The organism is Rathayibacter sp. PhB179, from assembly GCF_004345345.1.
Lineage (GTDB): Bacteria > Actinomycetota > Actinomycetes > Actinomycetales > Microbacteriaceae > Rathayibacter > Rathayibacter festucae.
The window spans coordinates 227,091-250,219 of sequence record NZ_SLVD01000002.1 but is presented as its reverse complement, the minus strand read 5'-3'; the positions used below and the strand labels follow the sequence as shown (position 1 = coordinate 250,219).

Here is a 23,129-nt window from a genome sequence, read left to right as displayed (position 1 = left end):
CCCGAGTGCGACAAGTTGCAGGATCCGGCACAGCGGTGTTAGACAACGCACATGCCCGACACCGACGACGCCCCCGCCGCGAACGACGTCCCGCTCCGTCTGCCGGCCGGCCGGAAGGCCGATCTGGCCGCCTACGTCGCCGAGGCGGGCGAGGTCACGGTCACCACGCTCGCCCGCCGCTTCGCCGTCTCGGCCGACACCGTGCGCCGCGATCTCGACCAGCTCGACGCGGACGGCTACCTCGTCCGCACGCACGGCGGCGCGGTGAGCCTCTCGGTGATGCCCGCGACGGAGAAGCGCCTGGACGTGCGCCTCGGCATCCAGCGCGGCGCGAAGGAGAAGATCGGCGCGCTCGCCGCCGGCCTCGTCGAGAACGGGGCGGTGGTGATGCTGAACGCGGGCACCACCTCGCTGGCGGTCGTCCGGCATCTCAACGACCACCGCGAGCTGACCATCGCGACGAACAACCTGCGCGTCCCCGCCGAGATCGGCTCGAAGACCTGCCGCGACCTCTTCGTCTTCGGCGGCGCCGTCCGCCTCGGCGGCCAGTCGACGGTCGGGCCGGTGGGCTTCGCCGCCGCGGAGCCGGGCGGCGCCGTCGACCTGCACTGCGACATCGGCCTGATCTCCGTCGGCGCCGTGTCCGCCGAGAACGGCTACTCGACCAGCAATCTGGCGGAGGGCGTGATGATGAGCGAGATGATCGCCCGCTGCGAGCGCGTGGCGATCCTGGCCGATCAGACCAAGTTCGGCCGGACCCTCTTCGCCCAGGTGGCGGAGCTCGGCCGGGCCGACTACCTCGTCACCGACGCGCCGCCGCCGCCGGAGCTCGAGGAGGCGCTGCGCGAGAAGGGCGTCCAGGTGGTGCTGCCTCCGGTGGCTCCCGCCCGCGAGCGCTGACCCGGGAGTGCCGGCGTGCTAGTGCCGAGCCGCGAGCGCTGACCGGTCTCAGAGCACGTTGATCGCGGTCGCGCGCCAGCGGGCGTCCGTGCCCTCCAGCCGGATGGCGACCGCTCGGGTGCGGACCCGGTTGTGCACGAGGACGACCGCCTCGACGATCCCGTCCCGCGGCTCCGTGACGACGACCCGGCCGACCGTGGACGGGAGGCGCTGCGTCGACCGGCCCTTCAGGCTGCGGGCGCGGGCGGCCATCACCACCCGCTTCTGCAGATGCCGGTAGACGTCGTCGCTCAGCCAGCGGGCCAGCTGGTCGATCTCGCGGGAGCCGGCCAGGACCTCGACCACCTGCAGCGTCAGGCAGGCGAGGATCGGCTCGGGATCGGGCAGCTCCGCCCGCGTCGCCGGCTGCGGGGCGAAGAACGCGGCGGCCGACGTCGCGGAGGCCGCCGCGTCCGCATCGAGCGGCAGGGTGCGGTAGTCGAACGCGTTGGTGGGGTGGATCATGCGGCGTGCTCCAAAGGCAGGACGAGCGACTCACGGTTCGGATCTCCTCTCGGCTCGGGCGGTGCGTGCCGCAGCAGGACGAGCGCGACGGGGTGCCCTCATCGAAGCAGCCGAGCGATGCTCACGTCGGGCTCAGCGCCGGACTGTGGATAACCGGGCGCGGGGCACCGCAGGTGCGGTGCGCGCGATGACGGGACCTAGGCTTGTCGGGTGTCGACCCTCAGTGATCTCGTCCTCTCCCACGGCCGCTCCACGGACGCGGACGTCGAATGGCTGCACCTCCTCGTCGGCGACCTCCAGCTCCTCGCCGACCTCGCCTTCGCGGACATCGTGCTCTGGGTGCCGACCGCCGAGGGCGGCTTCGTCGCGGTCGCGCACGCCCGGCCCTCGAGTGCGGCGACGCTCTTCTACCGCGACTTCGTCGGGCAGAAGATCAAGGCGGAGTGGCGCGCCCAGGTCGCCGAGGCCTTCGAGAGCGCCCGCATCGTCGACACCTCGGCCCCGGACTGGTTCGAGGAGACGCCCACCCGCGTGCGCGCCGTGCCGGTCATCCGGCGCCTCGGCGGCTCCGACAGCGCGACCACCGATCAGCCGATCGCGGTCGTCACCCGGCACACCAACCTCAGCGAGACGCGCACGCCCAGCCGCCAGGAGCTGACCTTCAACGACTGCGCGAACGACCTCTTCTCGATGATCGCCTCGGGCGACTTCCCCGACCTCGGCGCGCCGACCGGGCCGCGTCGCGGCGCCCCGCGCGCCTCCGACGGCCTGATCCGCCTCGACGTGGACGGGATCACGACCTTCGCCAGCCCGAACGCGCTGTCGGCGTTCAACCGCATCGGCTTCGCGGACGAGCTCGAGGGCGAGTCGCTCGCCGAGGTCACCACGGGCCTGGTCGCCGGCAAGGTCGTCATCGACGAGTCGCTGCCGCTGGTCGTGACCGGCCGCGCGCCCTGGCGCACCGACATCGAGGCGCGCGGGGTCACCGTCTCGCTGCGCGCGATCCCGATCCGCGACCGCGGGGAGCGCGTCGGCGCCGTCGTGCTCTGCCGCGACGTGACCGAGCTGCGCCACCAGGAGCGGGAGCTGATCACCAAGGACGCGACGATCCGCGAGATCCACCACCGGGTGAAGAACAATCTGCAGACCGTCGCGTCGCTGCTGCGGATCCAGGCCCGGCGCACCCACTCCGATCTCGCCCGCGAGGCGCTGACGCAGGCGATGCGCCGCGTCGCGGCGATCGCGGTCGTGCACGACACCCTCTCCGAGGGGCTCGCGCAGAACGTCGACTTCGACGCGGTGTTCGACCGGGTGCTGCTGCTGATCGCCGAGGTCGCCTCGACGCACAACACCACCGTGCACCCCACCTTCACCGGCAGCTTCGGCGACCTGCCGAGCGAGTACGCCACTCCGCTCGCCCTCGCGCTGACCGAGCTGGTCACCAACGCGGTCGAGCACGGCCTCGCCGGCCGGGAGGGCGACGTCGAGATCGTCGCGACCCGCGGCGACGACGAGCTCACCGTCAAGGTGCGCGACACCGGCGTCGGACTGCCGGAGGGCAAGGTCGGCTCGGGTCTGGGCACGCAGATCGTGCGCACTCTGATCCAGGGCGAGCTCGGCGGCACGATCGACTGGCACACGCTGGTCGGCCGCGGCACCGAGGTGACCATCGAGGTGCCGCTGCGCTGGCTGAAGGGCCCGCGGGTCTGAGCCGGACCGGTCCGATCCCGCGGGTGCGGCTCCCGCCGGGCGTCTCCGGGAACGACGCGACCCCCGCTACCGGAGGGCGAGCGGGGGCCGGGGTCGTGCGGTGCCGGGCGGTCCCGGTGCCGGCGCTACGAGGCGCGGCGGGCGCGGGCGGCGCGGCGCTTGAGGGCGCGGCGCTCGTCCTCGCTGAGGCCGCCCCAGACGCCCGAGTCCTGACCGGTCTCGAGGGCGTACTGCAGGCAGACCTCGGTGACGGTGCAGCGACCGCAGACGGTCTTCGCCTTCTCGATCTGGTCGACCGCGGGTCCGGTGTTGCCGACCGGGAAGAAAAGCTCGGGGTCAGCGGTGAGGCAAGCGGCCTTGTCGCGCCAGTCCATGCGGGTGCTCCTTGTGTGACAGCGTGCGTGGAGGAACCACGCAGTGTTCGGGTGGGATGATCGAGTCACACCGACGGCCTGGACCATCGGTATGCACCGGGCGCCCGAACCGGCGCACGCCACGAGACCCTGCGCAGCTGCGCAAGGCGGTTCGGGTGCGGGACCGGACGGTGCTCGGTTCTTCCCGACAGATCGCCCCGCTCGCACGCATGCCTCTCGGCACGGCAGGATCGGGGTGTTCACATCGGCGGTAACCCACGACCCTGTGAGCGGTGAAACGAACTGCACTAGCCTGTCACGGAGGCAGGCTCGAATCAAGAGTGCTGGATGGGATGCAGCTGTGATCATGGACGGGAACCGGCCTCCGACCAGGCCGGGAAGCGGCCGGCGGCCCCTCGGCCTGCTCCTCCTGGTCGCTGTTCTGGCGCTGGAGACCGCTGCCGTGGCGTGCATCACGGGGTGGCTCGTGATCGAGCTCCTCACCACCCGGGCCGGCTCCATCGGCGGCGGGATCGCGATCGTCGCGCTCTCCTTCATCGCCCTGGCCTGGGTCGCCGCGACGACCGTCGGCACCGCCCGGCGCCGCAGCTGGATCCGCGCCTCCGCCCTGACGATCCAGCTGGTGATGATGGCCGTCGCCCTCGGCGCGTTCCAGGGGCAGTACGCCGTGCCGGACATCGGCTGGGCGCTGCTGGCGCCGGCCCTGCTGGCCGTGGTGCTGCTCTTCCTGCCGAGCACGGTCGCCGCCACCCGCCGCGACCCCGGGCTGGGCTAGCGTCACCGAGCCGGCCGCCCCGCGCCGGCGTCACTGGGCTAGCGTCGGAGGATGGACTCCACCCGACTCGGCCTCAGCGGCCTCCAGGTCTCCCCGATCATCCTCGGCTGCATGAGCTTCGGCGCGCCCGACCGCGGTGCGCACGGCTGGAGCATGGGGGAGGAGGAGTCGCGGCCCTTCCTCCGCCGGGCGCTCGAGCTCGGCATCACCACCTTCGACACCGCCGACGTCTACTCCGACGGCACGAGCGAGGAGTTCGTCGGCCGGGCGCTGGCGGACTTCGCCGTCCGCGAGGAGGTCGTCATCGCGACCAAGGTGCACGGCACGATGCGCCCGGGCGCGAACGGTGGCGGGCTCTCGCGTCGGCACATCCTCAGCGCGATCGACGACAGCCTCCGCCGCCTCGGCACCGACTACGTCGACCTCTACCAGATCCACCGCTGGGACCCGCAGGTCCCGATCGAGGAGACGATGGAGACTCTGCACGACGTCGTCCGCTCCGGCAAGGCGCGCTACATCGGCGCGTCGAGCATGTGGGCGTGGCAGTTCGCGAAGGCGCAGTACACCGCCGACCTCGGCGGCTGGACCCGCTTCGTCTCGATGCAGGACCAGTACAACCTGATCCAGCGCGAGGACGAGCGCGAGCTGCACCCGTTCTGCCTCGACCAGGGCGTCGGAGTGATCCCGTGGTCGCCGCTGGCCCGCGGGCGCCTCACCCGCGACTGGGACGCGACCACGTCGCGCACCGAGACCGATCTCTACGGCAAGACGCTCTACCACCAGCAGGAGGAGGCCGACCGCCGCACGGCGGGCACGGTCGAGCGGATCGCGGCCGAGCGCGGCGTCCCGCGCGCGCAGGTCGCCCTCGCCTGGGTGCGCCAGCAGGAGGCGGTCACCGCGCCGATCGTCGGCGCGACGAAGATGCAGCACCTCGAGGACGCGGTCGCCTCCGTCGACGTCGAGCTGACGGCCGACGAGCTCGACGCCCTCGGCGCCGACTACGCCCCTCGCTTCAACGAGGGCTTCTAGCCGCCGGCGGATCTCGATACGCCCGCTGCGCGGGCTACTCGATCAGCATGTACCGCCAGGATGGCGGGCGGCCGCCTTGCATGGATCACCGAAACGGCGGGCGGGTGCCCTGCATGGATCGCCCGAAGGGGCGGGCGGCTGCAATGCATGCTGGTCGAGTAGCCGCCGGAGGCGGCGTATCGAGACCCGGCGGATCAGGCCAGCTTGAGCTTCTTGCGCAGCGCCTGCACGTGGCCGGTGGCGCGCACGTTGTACTGGGCGAACTCGAGGGCGCCCTCGGGTCCGACGACGAAGGTCGACCGGAGCACGCCGACGACCGTCTTGCCGTAGCTGTTCTTCTCGCCCCAGACGCCGTAGGCGCGGTGCACGGCCATGTCCGGGTCGCTCAGCAGCGGGTAGGCGAGGCCGTGCTCGTCGGCCCAGCGGCGCAGCGCCTCCGGGGTGTCCCGCGAGACGCCGAGCACCTCGTAGCCGGCCGCCTGCAGGGCCGCGGTGCTGTCGCGGAAGTCGCACGCCTCGGTCGTGCAGCCGGGGGTGTCGGCCTGCGGGTAGAAGAAGAGGATGACGCGGCGGCCGCGCAGGCTTTCGAGGGCGACGGGTCGGCCGTCCTGATCCGGCAGCGTGAAGTCCGGGGCGGCGTCGCCCGCGGCGAGGCGCTCGTCGACGGGGATCGGGGGGAGGGCGGTGTCGGTCATCGTCTGCTTCCGTCGGTGGTGGCGAAGGTGGTCAGGAGGCGCTGGAGCGAGTCGAGGCGCTCCGGCCCGCTCGCGCCGAGCAGCCCGCCCTCGACGGCCTCGATGATCGCGCAGTCGGGGGAGTCGGGGAGGTGCGTGCAGCCGCGCGGGCAGTCCTCGGCGAGCACGGCGAGCGTCGTGAAGGCGCCGAGGATGTTGTCGGTGTTCACGTGGCCGAGGCCGAAGGAGCGCACGCCCGGGGTGTCGATCACCCAGCCGTGCCGGTCGCCGCGCTCGACGCGCAGCGAGACGGTGGAGGAGGAGGTGTGCCGGCCGCGCCCGGTCACCGTGTTCACCCGGCCGATCGCCCGGTGCGCGTCGGGGACGAGCTTGTTCACGAGCGTCGACTTACCGACTCCGGAGTGGCCCACCACGACGGTCTCGTGGCCGAGCAGCGCCTCGGCGATCTCGTCGACGGGCGGCTCGTCCTGGCTGGAGAGGAAGACGCGGAGGTCGAGGCCCTCGAAGTTGCGCAGGAACGGCGCGGGGTCGGCGAGGTCGGTCTTGGTGATGCAGAGCATCGGGGTGATGCCGGCGTCGAAGGCGGCGACCAGGTAGCGGTCGACCAGCCGGGTGCGCGGCTCCGGATCGGCGGCGGCCACCACGCACACCATCTGGTCGGCGTTGGCGACGATCACCCGCTCGATCGCGTCGGTGTCGTCGGCGCTGCGGCGCAGCAGCGTCGAGCGCTCGCGGATCCGGACGATGCGGGCGAGGGTGCCCTCGTCGCCGCTGGAGTCGCCGACCACGTCGACGCGGTCACCGGGGACGATCGCCTGCTTGCGCAGCTCGCGGGCGCGCGCCGCCGTGAACTCGTGCTCCTCCGGGGTGCCGTCGCCGATCATCACCGTGTAGCGGCCGCGGTCGACGCCGAGGACCATCGCGATCTCGGCGTCCTCGTAGGCCGGCCGGTTCTTCGTCCGCGGCTTGGTGCCCTTGGGGTTCGGCCGCACTCGCGCGTCCGACTCGTCGTAGCCGTCGAAGTCGTCGAGCACTCCGTCGGCGTCGAGGCCGCTGTCCGTCCACCACGACACGGGTCAGACCCCGCCCGCGAGTGCGGTCCAGAGCTCGGGGAACTGCGGCAGGGTCTTCGAGGTCGTCGCGATGTCCTCGATCGCGACGCCGGGGACGACCAGGCCGATCAGCGCACCGGCGTGGGCCATGCGGTGATCGGAGTAGGTGCGCCAGCGGCCGCCGTGCAGCGGCGCGGGCTCGATCCGCAGACCGTCCTCCAGCTCGGTGACGGAGCCGCCGAGGCCGTTGATCTCGGCGGCGAGCGCGGCGAGGCGGTCGGTCTCGTGGTGGCGGATGTGGCCGATGCCGGTCAGCGTGCTCGGGCCGCTCGCGAGCGCGGCGAGGGCCGCGAGCGCGGGGGCGAGCTCGCCGCCCTCCGAGAGGTCGAGCTCGACGCCGAGGATCTCGTCCCCGCCGCGGACGACGAGGTCCTCGCCGTCGCGCTCGACGCTCGCGCCGAACAGCGGCAGGATCCGCTCGAGGTGCGCGCCGACCTGGGTGGTCTCGGCCGGCCAGTGCCGGAGGCGGACGGTGCCGCCGGTGACGAGTGCGGCGGCCAGGAACGGCGCGGCGTTGGAGAGGTCGGGCTCGATCAGGACCTCGGCACCGGCGATCCGCTGCGGCGCGATCGTCCAGGTGCCGGGGGTCGAGGCGTCGACGCTCACGCCGCGGGCCGCGAGGGCGGCGATCGTCATGTCGATGTGCGGCTGGCTCGGCAGCGCGCCGCCCTCGTGCGTCAGGCGCAGGCCCTCGTCGAACCGGGCCCCGGCGAGGAGCAGGGCCGAGACGAACTGGCTCGAGCGGGTGGCGTCGACCACGGCGTCGCCGCCGCGGATCGAGCCGGAGCCGTGCACGGTGAAGGGGAGCGAGCCGCGCCCGTCGTCCGCCACGTCGACGCCGAGCGAGCGGAGGGAGGCGATGGTCGCGCCCATCGGCCGCTTGTAGGCGTAGGCGTCGCCGTCGAAGGTGGTCGGCCCGAGCGCGAGCCCGGCGAGCGGCGGCAGGAAGCGCATCACCGTTCCGGCCAGGCCGCAGTCGATCGTCGTGGAGCCGAAGAGCTCCTCGGCCGGCTCGACGACGAGGTCGGCGCCGAAGGAGCCGGTGGCGCCCTCCTCGCGGATCGTCGTGCCGAGCGAGCGCAGGCCCTCGATCATCAGGGCGCTGTCGCGCGAGTGCAGCGGTGCGCGCAGCACGGACGGAGCGTCGGCCAGAGCGGCGAGGACGAGCTCGCGGTTGGTCAGCGACTTGGAGCCGGGCAGCTCGACCACGGCGTCGAGGGCGCCGGCGGCGGACGGCGCGGACCAGTCCTCCTCGCCGGGGAGCGCGCGGGCGTCGCCGTACGGATCGAACTCGGGAGCGGAATAACGCGAGAAGACCATCGGTTGTCAGAGTAGTCGGCGAACGGACCGACGGCAGGATCAGGCGGAGGGCGAGGCATGACGGCGACGATCGACCTCGTGCGACCCCGGCCGGCCCGACCGGCCGCCTCCCGGCGCCGCGGCCTAGAATCGCGTGTGATGACTCGCGACGACAGCACACGCCCCAGCACCGCCGACGAGGCGCAGGCGATCGAGGAGACCGAGACGATCGAGGAGACCGTCGAGGAGGCTCTCGACGACGCCGCTCCCGACGCTCCGGTCGATCTCCGCGCGCTGTTCGAGCAGCAGGCGCTGCCCTTCATCGACCAGCTCTACGCGGCCGGCCTGCGGATGACCAAGAACCCCTCCGACGCTCAGGACCTCGTCCAGGAGACGTTCGCGAAGGCGTTCGGCGCGTTCAAGCAGTTCGAGCAGGGCACGAACCTCAAGGCGTGGCTCTACCGCATCCTCACCAACACGTTCATCAACTCGTACCGCAAGAAGCAGCGCGAGCCGTACCAGAGCGCGATCGACGAGCTCGAGGACTGGCAGCTGGGCGGCGCCGAGTCGACCACCGCCACCTCGAGCCGCTCGGCCGAGGCCGAGGCGATCGACCACCTCCCCGACACCGCCGTCAAGGAGGCCCTGCAGGCGATCCCGGAGGACTTCCGGCTCGCCGTCTACTTCGCCGATGTCGAAGGCTTCTCGTACCAGGAGATCGCCGACATCATGAAGACCCCCGTCGGGACCGTGATGAGCCGGCTGCACCGCGGCCGGCGCATGCTGCGCGAACGACTCACCGACTACGCACGCGAGCGCGGGATCCGCGCCGCTTTCACCACCGGGAGCACGAAATGACCGACTGCGGCTGCACGAAGGCGAAGGCCGAGCTCGAGGAGTACCTCCACAACGAGCTGTGCAAGGAGGACGCCGCCGACATCCGCGAGCACATGGCGAACTGCCCCGACTGCTCCGGTGAGGCGAAGGTCGGCGTCGTGCTGACCGTCGCCGTGCAGCGCGCGTGCAAGGAGACGGCGCCGGAGGACCTCCGCGCCCAGGTGCTCGGCATGCTGCGCGATGCGCAGGCGAGCCACGCGGCGGCTCCGGCGCGGGTCTAGCGCTCCGCACTCCCTGCTCGACGACCTCCGGCTCGTCGGAACGTGCCCGGCTCGCTGGAGCCGCCCGTTCCGGCGAGCCGGAGGTCTTTCCGCGTGCCGGACTCTCGTGAGGCGAGAGGTCGCCGAGGTCCGGCTCGTGGAACGACGTCCGGCTCGCCGGATCCGAGGATTCCGACGAGCCGAAGTCGATTCCGCGAGCCGGAGCCGCCGCCGAGGGGGCGGCTCCGGTCGGTCGGTCAGCGCTGCAGTGCGCGGCCCAGCAGGTCGGCCTGCTCGGACGCGTGCCGCTTCGCCGAGCCCGCGGCGGGGGAGGCCGCGGCCGGGCGCGAGACGACGCGGATCGGCCGGTCCAGCTGCGGAGCGACGTTCAGCGCGATGAACGGCCAGGCGCCCTGGTTCTCGGGCTCGTCCTGCACCCAGACGAACTCCGCGTCCGGGTAGCGCGCGGCGATCGCGCGCAGCTCCTCGATCGGCGCCGGATAGTACTGCTCGACGCGGACCAGCGCGATGCCGTCGTCCGGCTTCTTCTCCAGCTCGGCCTTGAGGTCGTAGTGCACCTTGCCGGCGTGCAGGAGCACCCGGGTCACGGCCGACGCGTCCTGGATGCGGGCGTCGTCGATCACGGGCTCGAAGCGGCCCGAGGTGAAGTCCTCGACCGGGCTCGACGCCCCGCGCAGGCGCAGCATGGCCTTCGGCGTGAAGACCACCAGCGGGCGGCGCGGCCGCGAGTACGCCTGGCGGCGCAGCAGGTGGAAGTACGACGCCGGGGTCGACGGGCGCGCGACGGTCATGTTCCGCTCCGCGCACATCTGCAGGTAGCGCTCGATGCGGGCGGAGGAGTGGTCCGGGCCCTGGCCCTCGTAGCCGTGCGGGAGCAGGAGCACGAGCGACGAGCGCTGGCCCCACTTCTGCTCGGCGGAGGAGATGAACTCGTCGATGACGATCTGGGCGCCGTTCGCGAAGTCGCCGAACTGCGCCTCCCAGAGCACGAGCGAGTCGGGACGCTCGACCGAGTAGCCGTACTCGAACGCCATCGCGGCGTACTCCGAGAGCAGCGAGTCGTAGATCCACAGGCGGGCCTGCGAGTCCGACAGGTTCATCAGCGGCAGCCACTCCTGGCCGTTCTCGCGGTCGTGCAGCACCGCGTGGCGCTGGACGAACGTCCCGCGGCGGGTGTCCTGGCCGACGAGGCGCACCGGGGTGTCCTCGAGCAGCAGCGAGCCCAGCGCGAGCAGCTCGCCGAACGCCCAGTCGATCGAGCCGGAGCGGCTCATCTCCTGGCGCTTGGTGAGGAGCTGCTGCAGCTTCGGGTGCACGGTGAAGCCCTCGGGCGGCGAGGTGAACGCGTCGCCGATGCGGGTGACCACCTCGGCCTTGACGCCGGTCACCTCGGGCTCGCCGGGGTAGTCCTCGCCCTGCTGGGCGTCCGGCAGCTCGAGGTCGGCCACGGAGTCGCCGTCGGCGCTGATCACCGGGATCGCGCCGGTCTGCGCGGCGTGCGTCTCGGCGAAGGCGCGCTCGAGGCGGTCCTGGAAGTCCTGGTGCGCCCGGTCGTACTCCTCCTCGGTGATGTCGCCGCGACCGACGAGCGCCTCGGTGTAGAGCTTGCGCACCGAGCGCTTGGCCTCGATCAGGCTGTACATCAGCGGCTGGGTCATCGAGGGGTCGTCGCCCTCGTTGTGGCCGCGGCGGCGGTAGCAGATCAGGTCGATGACCACGTCGCGGTTGAACCGCTGGCGGTACTCGAACGCGAGCTGGCCGACGTGCACGACGGCCTCGGGGTCGTCGCCGTTCACGTGGAAGATCGGCGCCTGGATCGTCTTCGCCATGTCTGTCGAGTAGATCGAGGTGCGCGCCTCGTGCGGCGGGGTCGTGAAGCCGACCTGGTTGTTGATGTTGATGTGGATCGTGCCGCCGGTGCGGTACGCCCGCAGCTGGGACATCTGCAGGCCCTCGACGACCACGCCCTGGCCCGCCATCGCGGCGTCGCCGTGGACGAGGATCGGCAGGGTGGTGAAGGTGCCGATCGGCTTGCGGTCCTGCTTGGCGCGGACGATGCCCTCGAGCACGCCGTTGACGGCCTCGAGGTGCGAGGGGTTCGCCGCCAGGTAGACGGGGATCTCCTCGCCGCCGGCGCCGCGGAAGGTGCCCTCGGTGCCGAGGTGGTACTTCACGTCGCCCGAGCCCTGGACTGTCTTGGGGTCCTGAGTGCCCTCGAACTCGCGGAAGATCTGGCCGTAGGTCTTGCCGGCGATGTTGGTCAGCACGTTGAGGCGGCCGCGGTGGGCCATGCCGATGGCGACCTCGTCGAGGTCCGCGTCCGCCGCGCCCTGCAGGACGGCGTCCAGCAGCGCGATCAGCGACTCGCCGCCCTCGAGCGAGAAGCGCTTCTGGCCGACGTACTTGGTCTGCAGGAAGGTCTCGAACGCCTCGGCCTCGTTGAGACGGCCGAGGATCCGCAGCTGCTCGTCGTGGCCCGGCTTCTCGTAGCCGCGCTCGAGCTTCTGCTGCATCCAGGCGCGCTGCTCCGGGTCCTGGATGTGCATGTACTCGACGCCGACGGTGCGGCAGTAGGAGTCGCGCAGGATGCCGAGGATGTCGCGGAGCTTCAGCTGGCGGGAGCCGCCGAAGCCGTCGGTGACGAACTCGCGGTCGAGGTCCCAGAAGGTGAGGCCGTGGTTCTCGATGGCGAGGTCCGGGTGCGAGCGCTGGACGTACTCCAGCGGGTCGACGTCGGCCATCAGGTGGCCGCGGACGCGGAAGGAGTTGATCAGCTCCTGCACGCGCGAGGTCTTCGAGACGCGCTCGGCGAGGTCGACGGCGATGTCGGTCGACCAGTGGATCGGGTCGTAGGGGATGCGCAGCGCGGAGAAGATGTCCTCGTAGAAGCCGCGCTTGCCGAGCAGCAGCTCGTGCACGATCTTGAGGAACTCGCCCGAGCCGGCGCCCTGGATGACGCGGTGGTCGTAGGTCGAGGTCAGCGTGATCGTCTTGCCGATGCCGAGCTCGACGAGGGTCTTCTCGGACGAGCCCTGGAACTCCGCCGGATACTCGAGGGCGCCGGCGCCGATGATGCAGCCCTGGCCCTTCATCAGCCGGGGCACGGAGTGCACGGTCCCGATGCCGCCCGGGTTGGTCAGCGAGAGGGTGGTCCCGGCGAAGTCGCCGGCGGCGAGCTTGTTGCCGCGGGCGCGCTTGACGAGGTCCTCGTAGGCGGCGAGGTAGGCGGTGAAGCTCAGCGTGTCGGCGCGCTTGATGCTCGGGACGAGCAGGGCGCGGGTGCCGTCGGGCTTGGGCATGTCGATCGCGATGCCGAGGTTGATGTGCGCGGGGGCGACCACCGAGGGCTTGCCGTCCGGCTCGTCGTAGTAGACGTTCTGGCTCGGGAAGTCCTTGAGCGCGCGGATCAGCGCCCAGCCGATCAGGTGGGTGAACGACACCTTGCCGCCGCGGGTGCGCCGCAGGTGGTTGTTGATGACGATGCGGTTGTCGATCATCAGCTTCGCGGGGATGGTGCGGACGCTGGTGGCGGTCGGGATCGACAGGCTCGCGTCCATGTTCGTGGCGAGGCTCTTGGCCATGCCGCGCAGGGGGGAGACGACGTCCTCCTCCACGGCGGCGGCGGGCTCGGCCGGCTTGCTCACGGGCGCGTCGGCCGGGATGGGCTGCGCCTTCGGCTGCTTCGAGGTGGTCTTCGCCGTGCTGGTCGCCGAGGTGGCCGGGTGGCTCACCGCTCCGCCCGCGCTCGTCGACACGCGCTCGGCGACGGGCGCCTTCGCCGGGGCGGCGGGGGCGGCGGCCGCGGGGGCCTCCGCGCCGGCGGGTGCGGCACCGCCGAGCTGCTTGCCGTAGCGCTCGAGGATCGGCCACCAGGACTCGTCCACCGAGGCCTTGTCGGCGCTGTACTGCTCGTACAGCTCCTCCACCAGCCACTCGTTGGCCCCGAAGTCCTCCGAGCCCTGATCTGTTCCCGCTCCGGTCAACTGGCTCGACACAGCCGATCGCCCACTCTCTCCGTTGATTCGTTCTCGATCATCCGGACGGCACCGTCGCATCCGACACGCATCTGGGCGTCGTCGCCCGGTCCCGTCCCGGTCGTCAAGCCTAGCCCGGATCCTCCGGCGAAGGTCCCCAGCCGGGCCGGAGTAGCGTCGTCTCCATGCGCTTCTACGGTGGAACACCCTCCGGCGACCTCACCTACTCGGACGTCTTCCTCGTTCCCGGCCGGTCCTCCGTGACCAGCCGGCTCGATGTGTCGCTCGCCCCCGGTGACGGCACCGGAGCCAGCATCCCGATCGTCTCCTCGAACATGAACTCGGTCACCGGGCCCCGGCTCGCGGCGACGCTCGCCCGGCGCGGCGGGCTCGGCGTCCTCCCGCAGGACATGCCGCTGCAGCAGCTCGACGCGGCGATCCGCTGGGTGAAGGACCAGCCGGTCGCCTTCTCCGGGGCGCTCACCGCCTCGCCGTCGACGACCGTCGAGGAGGCGCTCGCGATCCTCCCGGCCGTCGCGGGCCACGGCTTCGTGGTGCAGGAGGAGGACGGCACGATCCTCGGCTGCGTCCCCGCCGCGCGGCTCGCCACTGCCCTGGAGGACGCCAGGCTCGGCGACCTCGTGCACGGCGCCTCCGCCTCGATCGACGCCGATGACGTCACCACCGCGCGCGCCGCCTTCGACCTGATGGTCGCGGCCGACCTCGACTTCGCCCCGGTGCTGCACCACGGCACGCTCGTCGGCACGCTCTCGCGCACCGGCGCGCTGCGCTCGACCATCTACGACCCCGCGCTGGACGCCGACGGGCGGCTCCGCATCGCCGCGGCGGTCGGCATCAACGGCGACGTCGCGGCCAAGGCGCGCGCCCTCGTCGCCGCGGGCGTCGACGTGCTCGTGCTCGACACGGCCCACGGCCACCAGGAGGGGATGCTGCGCGCGCTGCGCACCGTCTCCGCGCTGAAGCTCGGCGTGCCGATCGCGGCCGGCAACATCGTCACCGCCGACGCGGTGCACGACCTCGTCGACGCGGGCGCGGACATCCTCAAGGTCGGCGTCGGCCCGGGCGCGATGTGCACCACGCGGATGATGACCGCTGTCGGGCGGCCGCAGTTCTCCGCGGTGCTCGAGACGGCGGAGCGGGCCCGCGAGCTCGGCGCGCACGTCTGGGCCGACGGCGGCGTGCGCTACCCGCGCGACGTGGCGCTCGCGCTCGCGGCCGGTGCGGCCTCGGTGATGATCGGCTCCTGGTTCGCCGGCACGATCGAGGCGCCGGGCGAGCTGCGCAGCGACGCGGCCGGCCGGATCTACAAGGAGAGCTGGGGGATGGCCTCGGCCAAGGCCGTGCAGGAGCGCTTCGACCGCCTCGACGCCTACGAGCTCGCCCGCAAGCGGCTCTTCGCGGAGGGCATCTCCTCGTCGATGATCTACCTCGACCCGCTGCGCCCCTCGCTCGAGGACCTGCTCGACATGATCACCTCGGGCGTGCGCTCCTCCTTCACCTACGCCGGGGCGCGCAGCGTCGCCGAGTTCCACGAGCGCGCGCTGGTCGGCCTGCAGTCGGCGGCGGGCTACGAGGAGGGCAAGGCGCTGCCGGTCAGCTGGTGACCGCTCGCCGGTGACCGTCAGCCGGTGCCCGGCGCGCGCGTGCTAGAACCGAGCCCATGACGATCGTCGACAACGCCGTGTACGTGGGCGGTCACCGCATCCGGAACCCCGACTCGCTCGAGGACACCTTCGAGCTGATGCGCGACGAGCACGGCATGGCCTGGATCGGGCTCTACCGCCCGAGCCGCGAGGAGGTCGAGGCGGTCGCCCAGGAGTTCGGGCTGCACCCGCTCGCCGTCGAGGACGCGCTGAGCGGCCACCAGCGGGCGAAGCTCGAGCGCTACGACGACGGGCTCTTCGTGGTGCTCCGTCCTGCGCGCTACGTGGACTCGGCGGAGACGGTCGTCTTCGGCGAGCTGCACGTGTTCGTGGGCCCCGACTTCGTGGTCACCATCCGGCACGCGGACTCGCCGGACCTGGCGGCGGTGCGCAAGCGGCTCGAGGGGGACCCGTCGCTGCTCTCCCGCGGACCGGAGGCGGTGCTCTACGCGATCCTCGACCAGGTCGTCGACGAGTACGCGCCGGTGGTGCAGGGCGTGCAGGGCGACGTCGACGAGATCGAGGACCAGCTCTTCGGCGACGGCTCGGACGACGGGCTCTCGGAGCGCATCTACCGGCTCTCCCGCGAGGTCATCCACTTCCAGCGCTCCGTGCAGCCGCTGACGGCGCTGCTGCGCGAGCTCGCCGAGGCGCCGGACGCGGCCCCGGGCGCCGACGCGACGCTCGACCACGTCGAGCTGCACCGCTCGCTCCGCGACGTGCTCGACCACACCATCCGGGTGACGGAGGCCGTCGACGCGCTGCGGGCGATCCTGGACAAGGCGCTGACCGTGCACTCGACGCTGGTCTCGCGGCGGCAGACCGAGACCGGGCTGGCCCAGAACGACGTGGTGCGGAAGATCTCGTCCTGGGCCGCGATCCTGTTCGCGCCGACGCTCGTCGCGGGCATCTACGGCATGAACTTCGACGACATGCCGGAGCTGCACTGGCGGCTCGGCTACCCGTGGGCGATCGGGCTGATGCTGGTCTTCGGCTTCGTGCTCTACGCCGTGTTCAAGCGCAAGAAGTGGCTCTGAGCGCGGCCCTGCCGGAGCCGGGCTGCCGCTAGACTCGACGCCACAATGGACGACCCCCCTTCTGCGCATCCGCCCTCGCACCGGCTCGTTCGGATCTCCCCGATCCCCTCGGGCACGATCCTGCAGCCGCTCCCGCTTCCGCTGACCGGGGGTGATCCCCGTGGGCACTGAGTGGCTCCTGCTCGGCGTCGGCCTGCTGCTGACGCTCGGCACCGGCGTGTTCGTCGCGAGCGAGTTCGCGCTGGTCAACCTCGACCGCGCCGATCTCGAGGCCCGCCGCGACCGCGGCGAGACCCGCCTCGGCATGACGATCGCCGCCCTCCGCGTCACCTCGACGCACCTCTCCAGCGCGCAGCTCGGCATCACGCTGACGACGCTGCTCACCGGCTACACGATGGAGCCGGCGCTCTCGACCCTGCTGCGGGTGCCGTTCGGCGGTCTCGGGATCCCGGACGAGGTGCTGACGCCGATCATGACGGTGCTCGCGATCGTCATCGCGACGCTGCTGTCGATGATCCTCGGCGAGCTGGTGCCGAAGAACTTCGCGCTGGCGCTGCCGCGGGCGACGGCGAAGCTGGTCGTGCCGATCCAGACCGCGTTCACGACCGTCTTCCGCCCCGCCGTCGCGCTGCTGAACGGCAGCGCCAACGCCCTGCTCCGCCTGGCCGGCATCGAGCCGAAGGAGGAGCTCTCGGGCGCCCGCAGCGCCGAGGAGCTCTCGAGCCTGGTGCGCCACTCCGCGAGCGCCGGACTGCTCGAGGAGGACACGGCCGACCTGCTCGGGCGCACCCTCCGCTTCTCCGCGCTCTCCGCGGGCGACGTGATGACGCCGCGGCTGCGGCTGTCCACGCTCGAGCGCTCCAGCACCGCCCAGGACGTCCTCGACCTCGCCCGGACCACCGGCCTCTCGCGCTTCCCGATCACGGACGACGACATCGACGACATCGTCGGCGTCGTGCACGTCAAGCAGGCGGTCGCGGTGCCGCGCGGCAAGCGCTCCGAGGTGCCCGTCACCGCCCTGCGCTCGGAGCCGCTCCGCGTGCCCGAGACGATGAAGCTCGACGTGCTGCTCACCGAGCTGCGCGGCCGCGGCTTCCAGCTCGCCGTCGTCGTCGACGAGTACGGCGGAACGGCGGGCGTCGCGACGCTCGAGGACCTCGTGGAGGAGCTCGTCGGCGAGGTGGCGGACGAGCACGACCGCTCGCGCCCCGACGTCGTGAAGCTGCCCGGCTCGACCACCTTCCCCGGCATGCTGCGGCCCGACGAGGTGCGCGACCGCGCCGGCGTCGTCATCCCCGAGGAGGGGCCGTACGAGACGGTCGCCGGGTTCGTGATGAGCGAGCTCGGCCGCCTGCCCGCCGTCGGCGACGAGGTGCCCGTCGAGGGCGGGTCGCTCCGCGTCGAGCGGCTCGACGGCCGGCGCATCGACCGGCTCCGCTTCACCCCGGACCCCGACGCTGCGGGCGAGGGCATCCCCGACCCGCTCGCCGACGTGGGCCGGCCGCACCGAGGACGCCAGGAGGCCGACCATGAGTGACTGGGCAGGAATCGCCTGGCTCGTGGTGCTGCTCGCCGCGAACGCCTTCTTCGTCGGAGCGGAGTTCGCGGTCATCTCCGCGCGCCGCTCCCAGATCGAGCCCCTCGCCGAGAGCGGACGCCGCAGCGCGATCACCGCGCTCGCCGCGATGGAGCACGCCACCCTGATGCTGGCGACGACGCAGCTGGGCATCACCGTGTGCTCGCTGCTGATCCTCAACGTCAGCGAGCCGGCGATCCACCACCTGCTCGAGGTGCCGCTGCACGCGGTCGGCATCCCGGACGAGTTCTCGGGCACGGTCGCCTTCGTGATCACCCTGGTGATCGTCTCGTTCCTGCACGTCGTGCTCGGCGAGATGGTGCCGAAGAACATCTCGTTCTCGATGCCGGACCGCGCCGTGCTGCTGCTCGCGCCGCCGCTCGTCGCGATCGCCCGCGTGATCAGCCCGATCATCGTCGCGCTCAACGCGATCTCGAACGGGGTGCTGCGGCTCTTCCGGGTCGAGCCGAAGGACGAGGCGAACAGCACTTTCACGCTCGAGGAGGTGCAGACGATCGTCGACCAGTCGACCCGCGAGGGCACCCTGCGCAGCAACGGCACCCTCCTCGCCGCGTTCGAGTTCACCGAGAAGAAGGTGCACGACGTGGCGCTGCCGCTCGACGGCATCGTCAGCCTCCCCGCCGGAGCCTCGCCCGCCGACGTGGAGCGCGCCGTCGCGAAGCACGGCTTCTCGCGCTACGTCGTGCTCGGCGAGGACGGGCAGCCCGAGGGGTACATCCACCTCAAGGACGTCCTCGACCTCGACGGCGACACCGAGGGGCCCAAGTTCCGCCTGCCCATCCCGGCCAAGCGGATCCGCCAGCTCGCCTCGATCTTCGAGGCCACCGACCTCGAGGACGCCCTCGCGATCATGCGCCGCACCGGCGCCCACCTCGCCCGCGCCTTCGACGAGCAGGGCCGCGCCACCGGCGTCCTCTTCCTCGAGGACATCATCGAGGAGTTGGTCGGCGAAGTCGACGACGCCACCCGCCGCTGAGGCGCGGGCCGGGGAGGCGGCGCTCGCGGCGTTGTCGTCGGTCGCGATACCGCCGGTATCGCTCCCTCCTCCGCCTTGCGATCACCACCTCCCCGGCCCGCGCCTCGACTTCTGATGAGGCGGGGGCAGCGGCTTCGCCGACTGCGGGGGCAGCGGCTTCGCCGACTGCAGTGGGCAGCGGCTTCGCCGACTGAGATGGGCAGCGGCTTCGCCGACTGGGCTTCACGGCGGCAGCGTCGCAGGCTGCGGGTGCAGCAGCGGCGGCCTTTCATGCTGGTCGAGTAGCCCGCAGGGCGTATCGAGACCAGGCGTCATCAGGCGCGCGGCTGCCGACGTTCTGCTGCGGGTGGATCGCGCAGAGGGTGGCGTCGGGGGAGCGACCTAGGCTGGCGGGATGACGGATGGGCAGAGGGAGTTCGGGCTCGCGGAGGCGGCGCTGGTTGTGCGGGTGCCGCGCGCCGAGGACGACAAGTACAGCCGCGGGGTGCTCGGGATCGCGACCGGGTCCGAGCGCTACCCGGGGGCGGCGGTGCTCGGCGTCGAGGCGGCGGTGCGCACCGGGCTGGGCATGGTGCGCTACCTCGGGCCGGAGCGGCCGTCCGCCCTCGTGCTGGCGCGTCGTCCCGAGGTCGTGACCTCGGCCGGGCGGGTGCAGGCCTGGCTCCTCGGCTCCGGGACGAGCGCGGACGACCGCTCGGAGGACGAGCGCGCCGCGCTGCTCGAGCAGCTGCACTCGGGGATCCCCGTGGTGCTCGACGCGGGCGCGCTCGACCTGATCGGCGAGGCCCGCGGGCCGGTGGTCATCACTCCGCACTACCGCGAGCTCGCCGGCCTCCTCTCGCGCGCCGGGGTGGACGTCGACGCGGCCGCGGTCGCCGCCGACGCGAGCGGCTGGGCGCGGCGCACCGCCGAGCGCTTCCGGGTCTGCGTGCTGCTCAAGGGCAGCACCACGCACGTGGTCTCCGGGAGCACCGCCCACGAGGTCAGCGGCTCGACGCCCTGGCTCGCCACGGCGGGCAGCGGGGACGTCCTCGGCGGAGTGCTCGGCGCGCTGCTGGCCGGCCGGGCCGCGGACGCGGAGAGCCGGGGGACGGCGCTCGGGGACGAGGATCTCGCGGCGGTCGCCGCCGCCGCGGCCGTCCTGCACGCGCAGGCCGGCGCGGCGGCGTCCGGAGGCGGGCCGATCGCCGCCCTCGACATCGCCGAGCAGCTCCCCGGCGTCGTCGCGCGGCTGCTGAACTGAAACGCCGGCATCGACTGCCGGACTGAACCGATCGCGTCCCCGGCCCGTTGACACAGGAGAGACGGCCTTCCCTCGCGACCCGGACATCGGAGCCGCACAGCCGTCTCATCGGAACCCCCGAGCTCCCGGCCCTAGCGTCGGAGACGACAGCCGCGTCCGACCCCCACACAGGAGAACAGACATGACCGCGAAGACCACGACTCCCGTCCGCTACGCCCTCACCCTCCTCGCCGGCGCCGGCACCCTCGCGGCCCTCGCCGCCTGCTCGAGCACCGCCACCGCCGGGACCGAGGACGCCGGCTCGAGCGCCGCCGCGACCAGCGCGCCCGCCGCCACGTCCAGCGCCGCCCCCGAGTCGACCGGTTCCGCGTCGACCGGCTCCACCGCGACCGGCGCCTACGCCGACGGCACCTACGAGGCCGACGGGTCCTACACCTCGCCCGGCGGCAACGAGTCGGTCGGCGTCGAGCTGACCCTCGAGTCGGGCGTCGTCACCGCCGTCACGGTGACCCCCGAGTCCGAGAACCCGACCGGCCAGGAGTACCAGACCCGCTTCGCCAGCGGCATCTCGGGCGAGGTCGTCGGCAAGAGCCTCGACGAGCTCGACGTGACCAAGGTCTCCGGCTCCTCGCTCACCTCCGGCGGCTTCAACGACGCCGTCGAGACGATCAAGGCCGATGCCGCGGCCTGAACCTCTGCACCCTGACGCCGCGCCGGCCGCGACCCGGCGCGTCCTCGAGAGCGCCTGGCGGTTCGAGGCGATCGGCACCACCTGGCAGATCGACACGGACGCGCCGCTGGACGCGCTCGTGCGCGAGCGGGTCCAGCGGCGCGTCGAGGCCTACGACCGCACCTGGTCGCGGTTCCGCGACGACTCCGCCGCCTCGCGCCTTCGGACCGAGCCCGGCGAGCACGTCTTCCCGGCGGAGGCGGTCGAGCTGTTCGCCCTCTACGACGAGCTCTTCGCGCTGACCGGGGGCGGCGTCACGCCGTTCGTCGGCGACGCCCTCGAGCAGCTCGGCTACGACCCGGCCTACTCTCTGGTGCCGCGCGGCCCCGTCGCGCCGGCTCCGTCCTGGGCCGCGGTCCGCGGCGGCGGGGGAGCGACGCTCCGCACCGCAGCCGGAGTCGTGCTCGACGTCGGCGCGGCCGGCAAGGGTCAGCTCGTCGACCTCGTCCTGCACGAGCTCGCGAGCGCGGGCGTCGAGCGCGCCGTCGTCGACGCGAGCGGCGACCTGCGCGCCCGCGGGGTCGGCGCCTACCGCGTCGGCCTCGAGCACCCCTTCGACGCGAGTCGCGCGATCGGCGTCGCCGAGCCGGGCGAGCGCGCGCTCTGCGCCTCGGCCGGCAACCGCCGGGCCTGGGGCGACGGGCTGCACCACGTCCTCGACGGCCGCACCGGCCGCCCGGTCGACACCGTCATCGCTACCTGGGTCGTCGCCGACAGCACCCTCGTCGCCGACGGTCTCGCGACCGCCCTCTTCGTCTGCCCGCCCGAGGTGCTCGCCGAGCGCTTCGACTTCGAGTTCGTCCGCGTGCTCAGCGCCGGCGGCCTGCACTACTCGCCCCGCTTCCCCGGAGAGGTCTTCTGATGATCGGCACCCTCGATCGCGCCCTCGGTCGCATCACCATGTACCGGCTGGTCTGGCTGACGCTCGCCGCGCTGCTCGTGGTCGCGCTCGGCTACTCCGCCGCCGGGCTGATCTTCTTCACGCCGATCGAGATCGCGGCGACCGCCGTCGTGGCGATCGTCTCGACGACCGGGGCGACCTGGCTGATCGCCCGGCTGGTCGGCTCGCCCGCCCACCTCGAGTCCTCGCTGGTGACCGGACTGCTGATCGCGTTCCTGCTCTTCCCGACCTCGGAGCCGCGCGCCCTGCTGGTCGTCGCGCTGATCGGCGTGATCGCGGCGGCGTCCAAGTACGTGCTGGTCTGGCGCGGACGCCACCTCTTCAACCCGGCCGCCGTCGCGGTGCTGATCGTCGGCATCGCGCAGGGCCTGCTGCAGGACACCCCGTTCGCGGGTTCGCTGACCGCCGCGGCCTGGGCGCTGCCCACCGGCGCGCTCTGGCCGTGGGTGCTGCTCGGCGCGCTCGTCGTCGTCGCACGGGTGCGCCGCTGGGCGATCGTCGTCGTCTTCATCGCGGTCGCCGGAACCGTCTCCGTGCTCAACTCGGTGATGAACGGACAGGAGCCCGGAGCCGCGCTGTCGCTGGTCCTGACCGCGTACCCGTTCGTCTTCGCCGGCGCCTTCATGCTGACCGAGCCGCTGACCCTCGCCCCGCGCCGCTCCCAGCAGCTGATCGTGGCCGTCGTCGCGGCTCTGCTCACGACGGTCCCGTTCTCGCTCGGACCGCTGCACGCCAGCCCGGAGCTCGGCCTCGTCGCGGGCAACGCGATCGCGTTCTTCTTCGGCCAGCGCCGGCGGCTGTCGCTGGAGCTGCGCTCCTCGAGCGTCATCGCTCCGGGCATCACGGAGTACCGCTTCGCTCCGCGGACGCCGGTGCGCTTCGAGGCGGGCCAGTGGCTCGAGCTCGACGTGCCGCACCGCTCCGACGGCCGGGGGAGCCGCCGCACCTTCTCCATCGCCTCCGCTCCCGCCGACGGCGAGATCGCCGTGGCCATGCGGCTGCCCGAGAAGGCGAGCAGCTTCAAGCGGGCGCTCGCCGGTCTCGAGCCCGGCGCCGTGGTCCGCGCCACGAGCGTCGGCGGCGACTTCGTGCTGCCCGCCGACCCGGCGACACCGCTGCTCCTGGTCGCGGGCGGCATCGGCATCACGCCGTTCGCGAGCCAGCTGACGGCGATCGCGGCCGGACCGGAGCGCGACGTGGTCGTCGTCTACGCGGCCGCCCGGCTGGAGGACGTGGCGTACCGCGAGCTCCTCCGCGCCTCCGGGGCCCGCGTCGTGCTGGTCTCGCCCGAGGTGCCGGATCGGCTGCCCGAGGGCTGGTCGCACGTCGCCGGACGGATCACGGCGGAGCGCCTCGCGGACGCCGTGCCCGACGCGCCCCGCCGCGTCGGCTTCGTCTCCGGCTCGCCCGCGTTCGTCGACTCCGTCCGCGGCGCCCTCCGCTCGGCCGGTGCGAAGAAGGTCCGCACCGACGCCTTCGCCGGGTACTGAT

The 23,129-nt window shown here is 72.6% G+C and carries 20 protein-coding genes; 14 read left to right on the top strand and 6 right to left on the bottom strand.

Features of this window, described 5'->3' with window-relative positions:
- Positions 1-51: 51 nt before the first annotated feature.
- Complete coding sequence (locus EDF43_RS04900; protein WP_132435831.1) at positions 52-900, top strand: DeoR/GlpR family DNA-binding transcription regulator; 849 nt, start codon at positions 52-54, stop codon at positions 898-900.
- A gap of 48 nt (positions 901-948) precedes the next feature.
- On the opposite strand, the gene EDF43_RS04895 is transcribed toward EDF43_RS04900, so the two are convergent.
- Positions 949-1,404, bottom strand: a complete 456-nt coding sequence (locus EDF43_RS04895; RefSeq protein WP_221181084.1) for an Rv3235 family protein — start codon at positions 1,402-1,404, stop codon at positions 949-951.
- A 210-nt stretch (positions 1,405-1,614) separates the two neighbouring features.
- Here EDF43_RS04895 and EDF43_RS04890 point away from each other — a divergent pair, with 210 nt between their 5' ends.
- The gene (locus EDF43_RS04890) at positions 1,615-3,114 is read left to right on the top strand and encodes a PAS domain-containing sensor histidine kinase (protein WP_123702681.1); all 1,500 of its coding nucleotides are present in this window, start codon (positions 1,615-1,617) and stop codon (positions 3,112-3,114) included.
- Between the two features lie 125 nt (positions 3,115-3,239).
- On the opposite strand, the gene EDF43_RS04885 is transcribed toward EDF43_RS04890, so the two are convergent.
- On the bottom strand, positions 3,240-3,488 hold the full coding sequence (locus tag EDF43_RS04885; RefSeq protein WP_056045195.1) for a WhiB family transcriptional regulator: 249 nt from the start codon (positions 3,486-3,488) through the stop codon (positions 3,240-3,242).
- Positions 3,489-3,930: 442 nt separating this feature from the next.
- Here EDF43_RS04885 and EDF43_RS04880 point away from each other — a divergent pair, with 442 nt between their 5' ends.
- Positions 3,931-4,263 carry a hypothetical protein gene (locus tag EDF43_RS04880; RefSeq protein ID WP_243646234.1) on the top strand — a complete coding sequence of 111 codons (333 nt, stop codon included), beginning with the start codon at positions 3,931-3,933 and terminating at the stop codon, positions 4,261-4,263.
- A 51-nt stretch (positions 4,264-4,314) separates the two neighbouring features.
- Positions 4,315-5,292 (top strand): aldo/keto reductase, encoded by a 978-nt coding sequence (locus EDF43_RS04875; RefSeq protein WP_132435829.1) that lies wholly within the window; start codon positions 4,315-4,317, stop codon positions 5,290-5,292.
- Positions 5,293-5,486: 194 nt separating this feature from the next.
- On the opposite strand, the gene bcp is transcribed toward EDF43_RS04875, so the two are convergent.
- From bcp to aroA, 3 genes are read right to left on the bottom strand one after another with little or no spacing between them, the layout of a single operon-like run.
- Entirely contained in the window at positions 5,487-5,987 is a 501-nt protein-coding gene (bcp, locus tag EDF43_RS04870) for a thioredoxin-dependent thiol peroxidase (RefSeq protein ID WP_132435828.1), read from the bottom strand.
- A complete protein-coding gene (gene rsgA / locus EDF43_RS04865) occupies positions 5,984-7,060 on the bottom strand; it encodes a ribosome small subunit-dependent GTPase A (RefSeq protein WP_173250401.1) in 1,077 nt (358 codons plus the stop codon). The genes bcp and rsgA overlap by 4 nt, the downstream gene beginning before the upstream one ends.
- Before the next feature lie 3 nt (positions 7,061-7,063).
- Complete coding sequence (gene aroA / locus EDF43_RS04860) at positions 7,064-8,419, bottom strand: 3-phosphoshikimate 1-carboxyvinyltransferase (RefSeq protein WP_132435827.1); 1,356 nt, start codon at positions 8,417-8,419, stop codon at positions 7,064-7,066.
- A gap of 138 nt (positions 8,420-8,557) precedes the next feature.
- On the opposite strand from aroA, the gene EDF43_RS04855 reads away from it, so the two are divergent.
- Positions 8,558-9,256: a sigma-70 family RNA polymerase sigma factor gene (locus EDF43_RS04855; RefSeq protein ID WP_123702688.1), complete on the top strand. Its 699-nt coding sequence runs from the start codon at positions 8,558-8,560 to the stop codon at positions 9,254-9,256.
- A complete protein-coding gene (locus tag EDF43_RS04850) occupies positions 9,253-9,516 on the top strand; it encodes a zf-HC2 domain-containing protein (protein ID WP_123444408.1) in 264 nt (87 codons plus the stop codon). Before EDF43_RS04855 ends, EDF43_RS04850 begins: the two co-directional genes overlap by 4 nt.
- Before the next feature lie 236 nt (positions 9,517-9,752).
- Here the strand turns inward: EDF43_RS04850 and EDF43_RS04845 are convergent, their stop codons facing one another.
- Entirely contained in the window at positions 9,753-13,511 is a 3,759-nt protein-coding gene (locus EDF43_RS04845; protein ID WP_207901630.1) for a multifunctional oxoglutarate decarboxylase/oxoglutarate dehydrogenase thiamine pyrophosphate-binding subunit/dihydrolipoyllysine-residue succinyltransferase subunit, read from the bottom strand.
- A 164-nt stretch (positions 13,512-13,675) separates the two neighbouring features.
- Here EDF43_RS04845 and EDF43_RS04840 point away from each other — a divergent pair, with 164 nt between their 5' ends.
- From EDF43_RS04840 to EDF43_RS04805, 8 genes are all read left to right on the top strand, one after another.
- Positions 13,676-15,115: a GuaB1 family IMP dehydrogenase-related protein gene (locus EDF43_RS04840; RefSeq protein WP_132435825.1), complete on the top strand. Its 1,440-nt coding sequence runs from the start codon at positions 13,676-13,678 to the stop codon at positions 15,113-15,115.
- A 56-nt stretch (positions 15,116-15,171) separates the two neighbouring features.
- Complete coding sequence (gene corA / locus EDF43_RS04835) at positions 15,172-16,191, top strand: magnesium/cobalt transporter CorA (protein WP_132435824.1); 1,020 nt, start codon at positions 15,172-15,174, stop codon at positions 16,189-16,191.
- Positions 16,192-16,351: 160 nt separating this feature from the next.
- The gene (locus EDF43_RS04830; RefSeq protein ID WP_243582421.1) at positions 16,352-17,728 is read left to right on the top strand and encodes a hemolysin family protein; all 1,377 of its coding nucleotides are present in this window, start codon (positions 16,352-16,354) and stop codon (positions 17,726-17,728) included.
- Positions 17,721-18,764 carry a hemolysin family protein gene (locus EDF43_RS04825; RefSeq protein WP_123444413.1) on the top strand — a complete coding sequence of 348 codons (1,044 nt, stop codon included), beginning with the start codon at positions 17,721-17,723 and terminating at the stop codon, positions 18,762-18,764. Before EDF43_RS04830 ends, EDF43_RS04825 begins: the two co-directional genes overlap by 8 nt.
- Positions 18,765-19,158: 394 nt before the next feature.
- Positions 19,159-20,007, top strand: coding sequence for an ADP/ATP-dependent (S)-NAD(P)H-hydrate dehydratase (locus tag EDF43_RS04820; protein WP_132435823.1), 849 nt, complete (start codon positions 19,159-19,161; stop codon positions 20,005-20,007).
- A gap of 181 nt (positions 20,008-20,188) precedes the next feature.
- A complete protein-coding gene (locus EDF43_RS04815) occupies positions 20,189-20,698 on the top strand; it encodes an FMN-binding protein (RefSeq protein WP_132435822.1) in 510 nt (169 codons plus the stop codon).
- A complete protein-coding gene (locus tag EDF43_RS04810; protein WP_132435821.1) occupies positions 20,685-21,599 on the top strand; it encodes an FAD:protein FMN transferase in 915 nt (304 codons plus the stop codon). The genes EDF43_RS04815 and EDF43_RS04810 overlap by 14 nt, the downstream gene beginning before the upstream one ends.
- On the top strand, positions 21,599-23,128 hold the full coding sequence (locus EDF43_RS04805) for an RnfABCDGE type electron transport complex subunit D (RefSeq protein WP_132435820.1): 1,530 nt from the start codon (positions 21,599-21,601) through the stop codon (positions 23,126-23,128). Before EDF43_RS04810 ends, EDF43_RS04805 begins: the two co-directional genes overlap by 1 nt.
- Position 23,129: the final 1 nt, after the last annotated feature.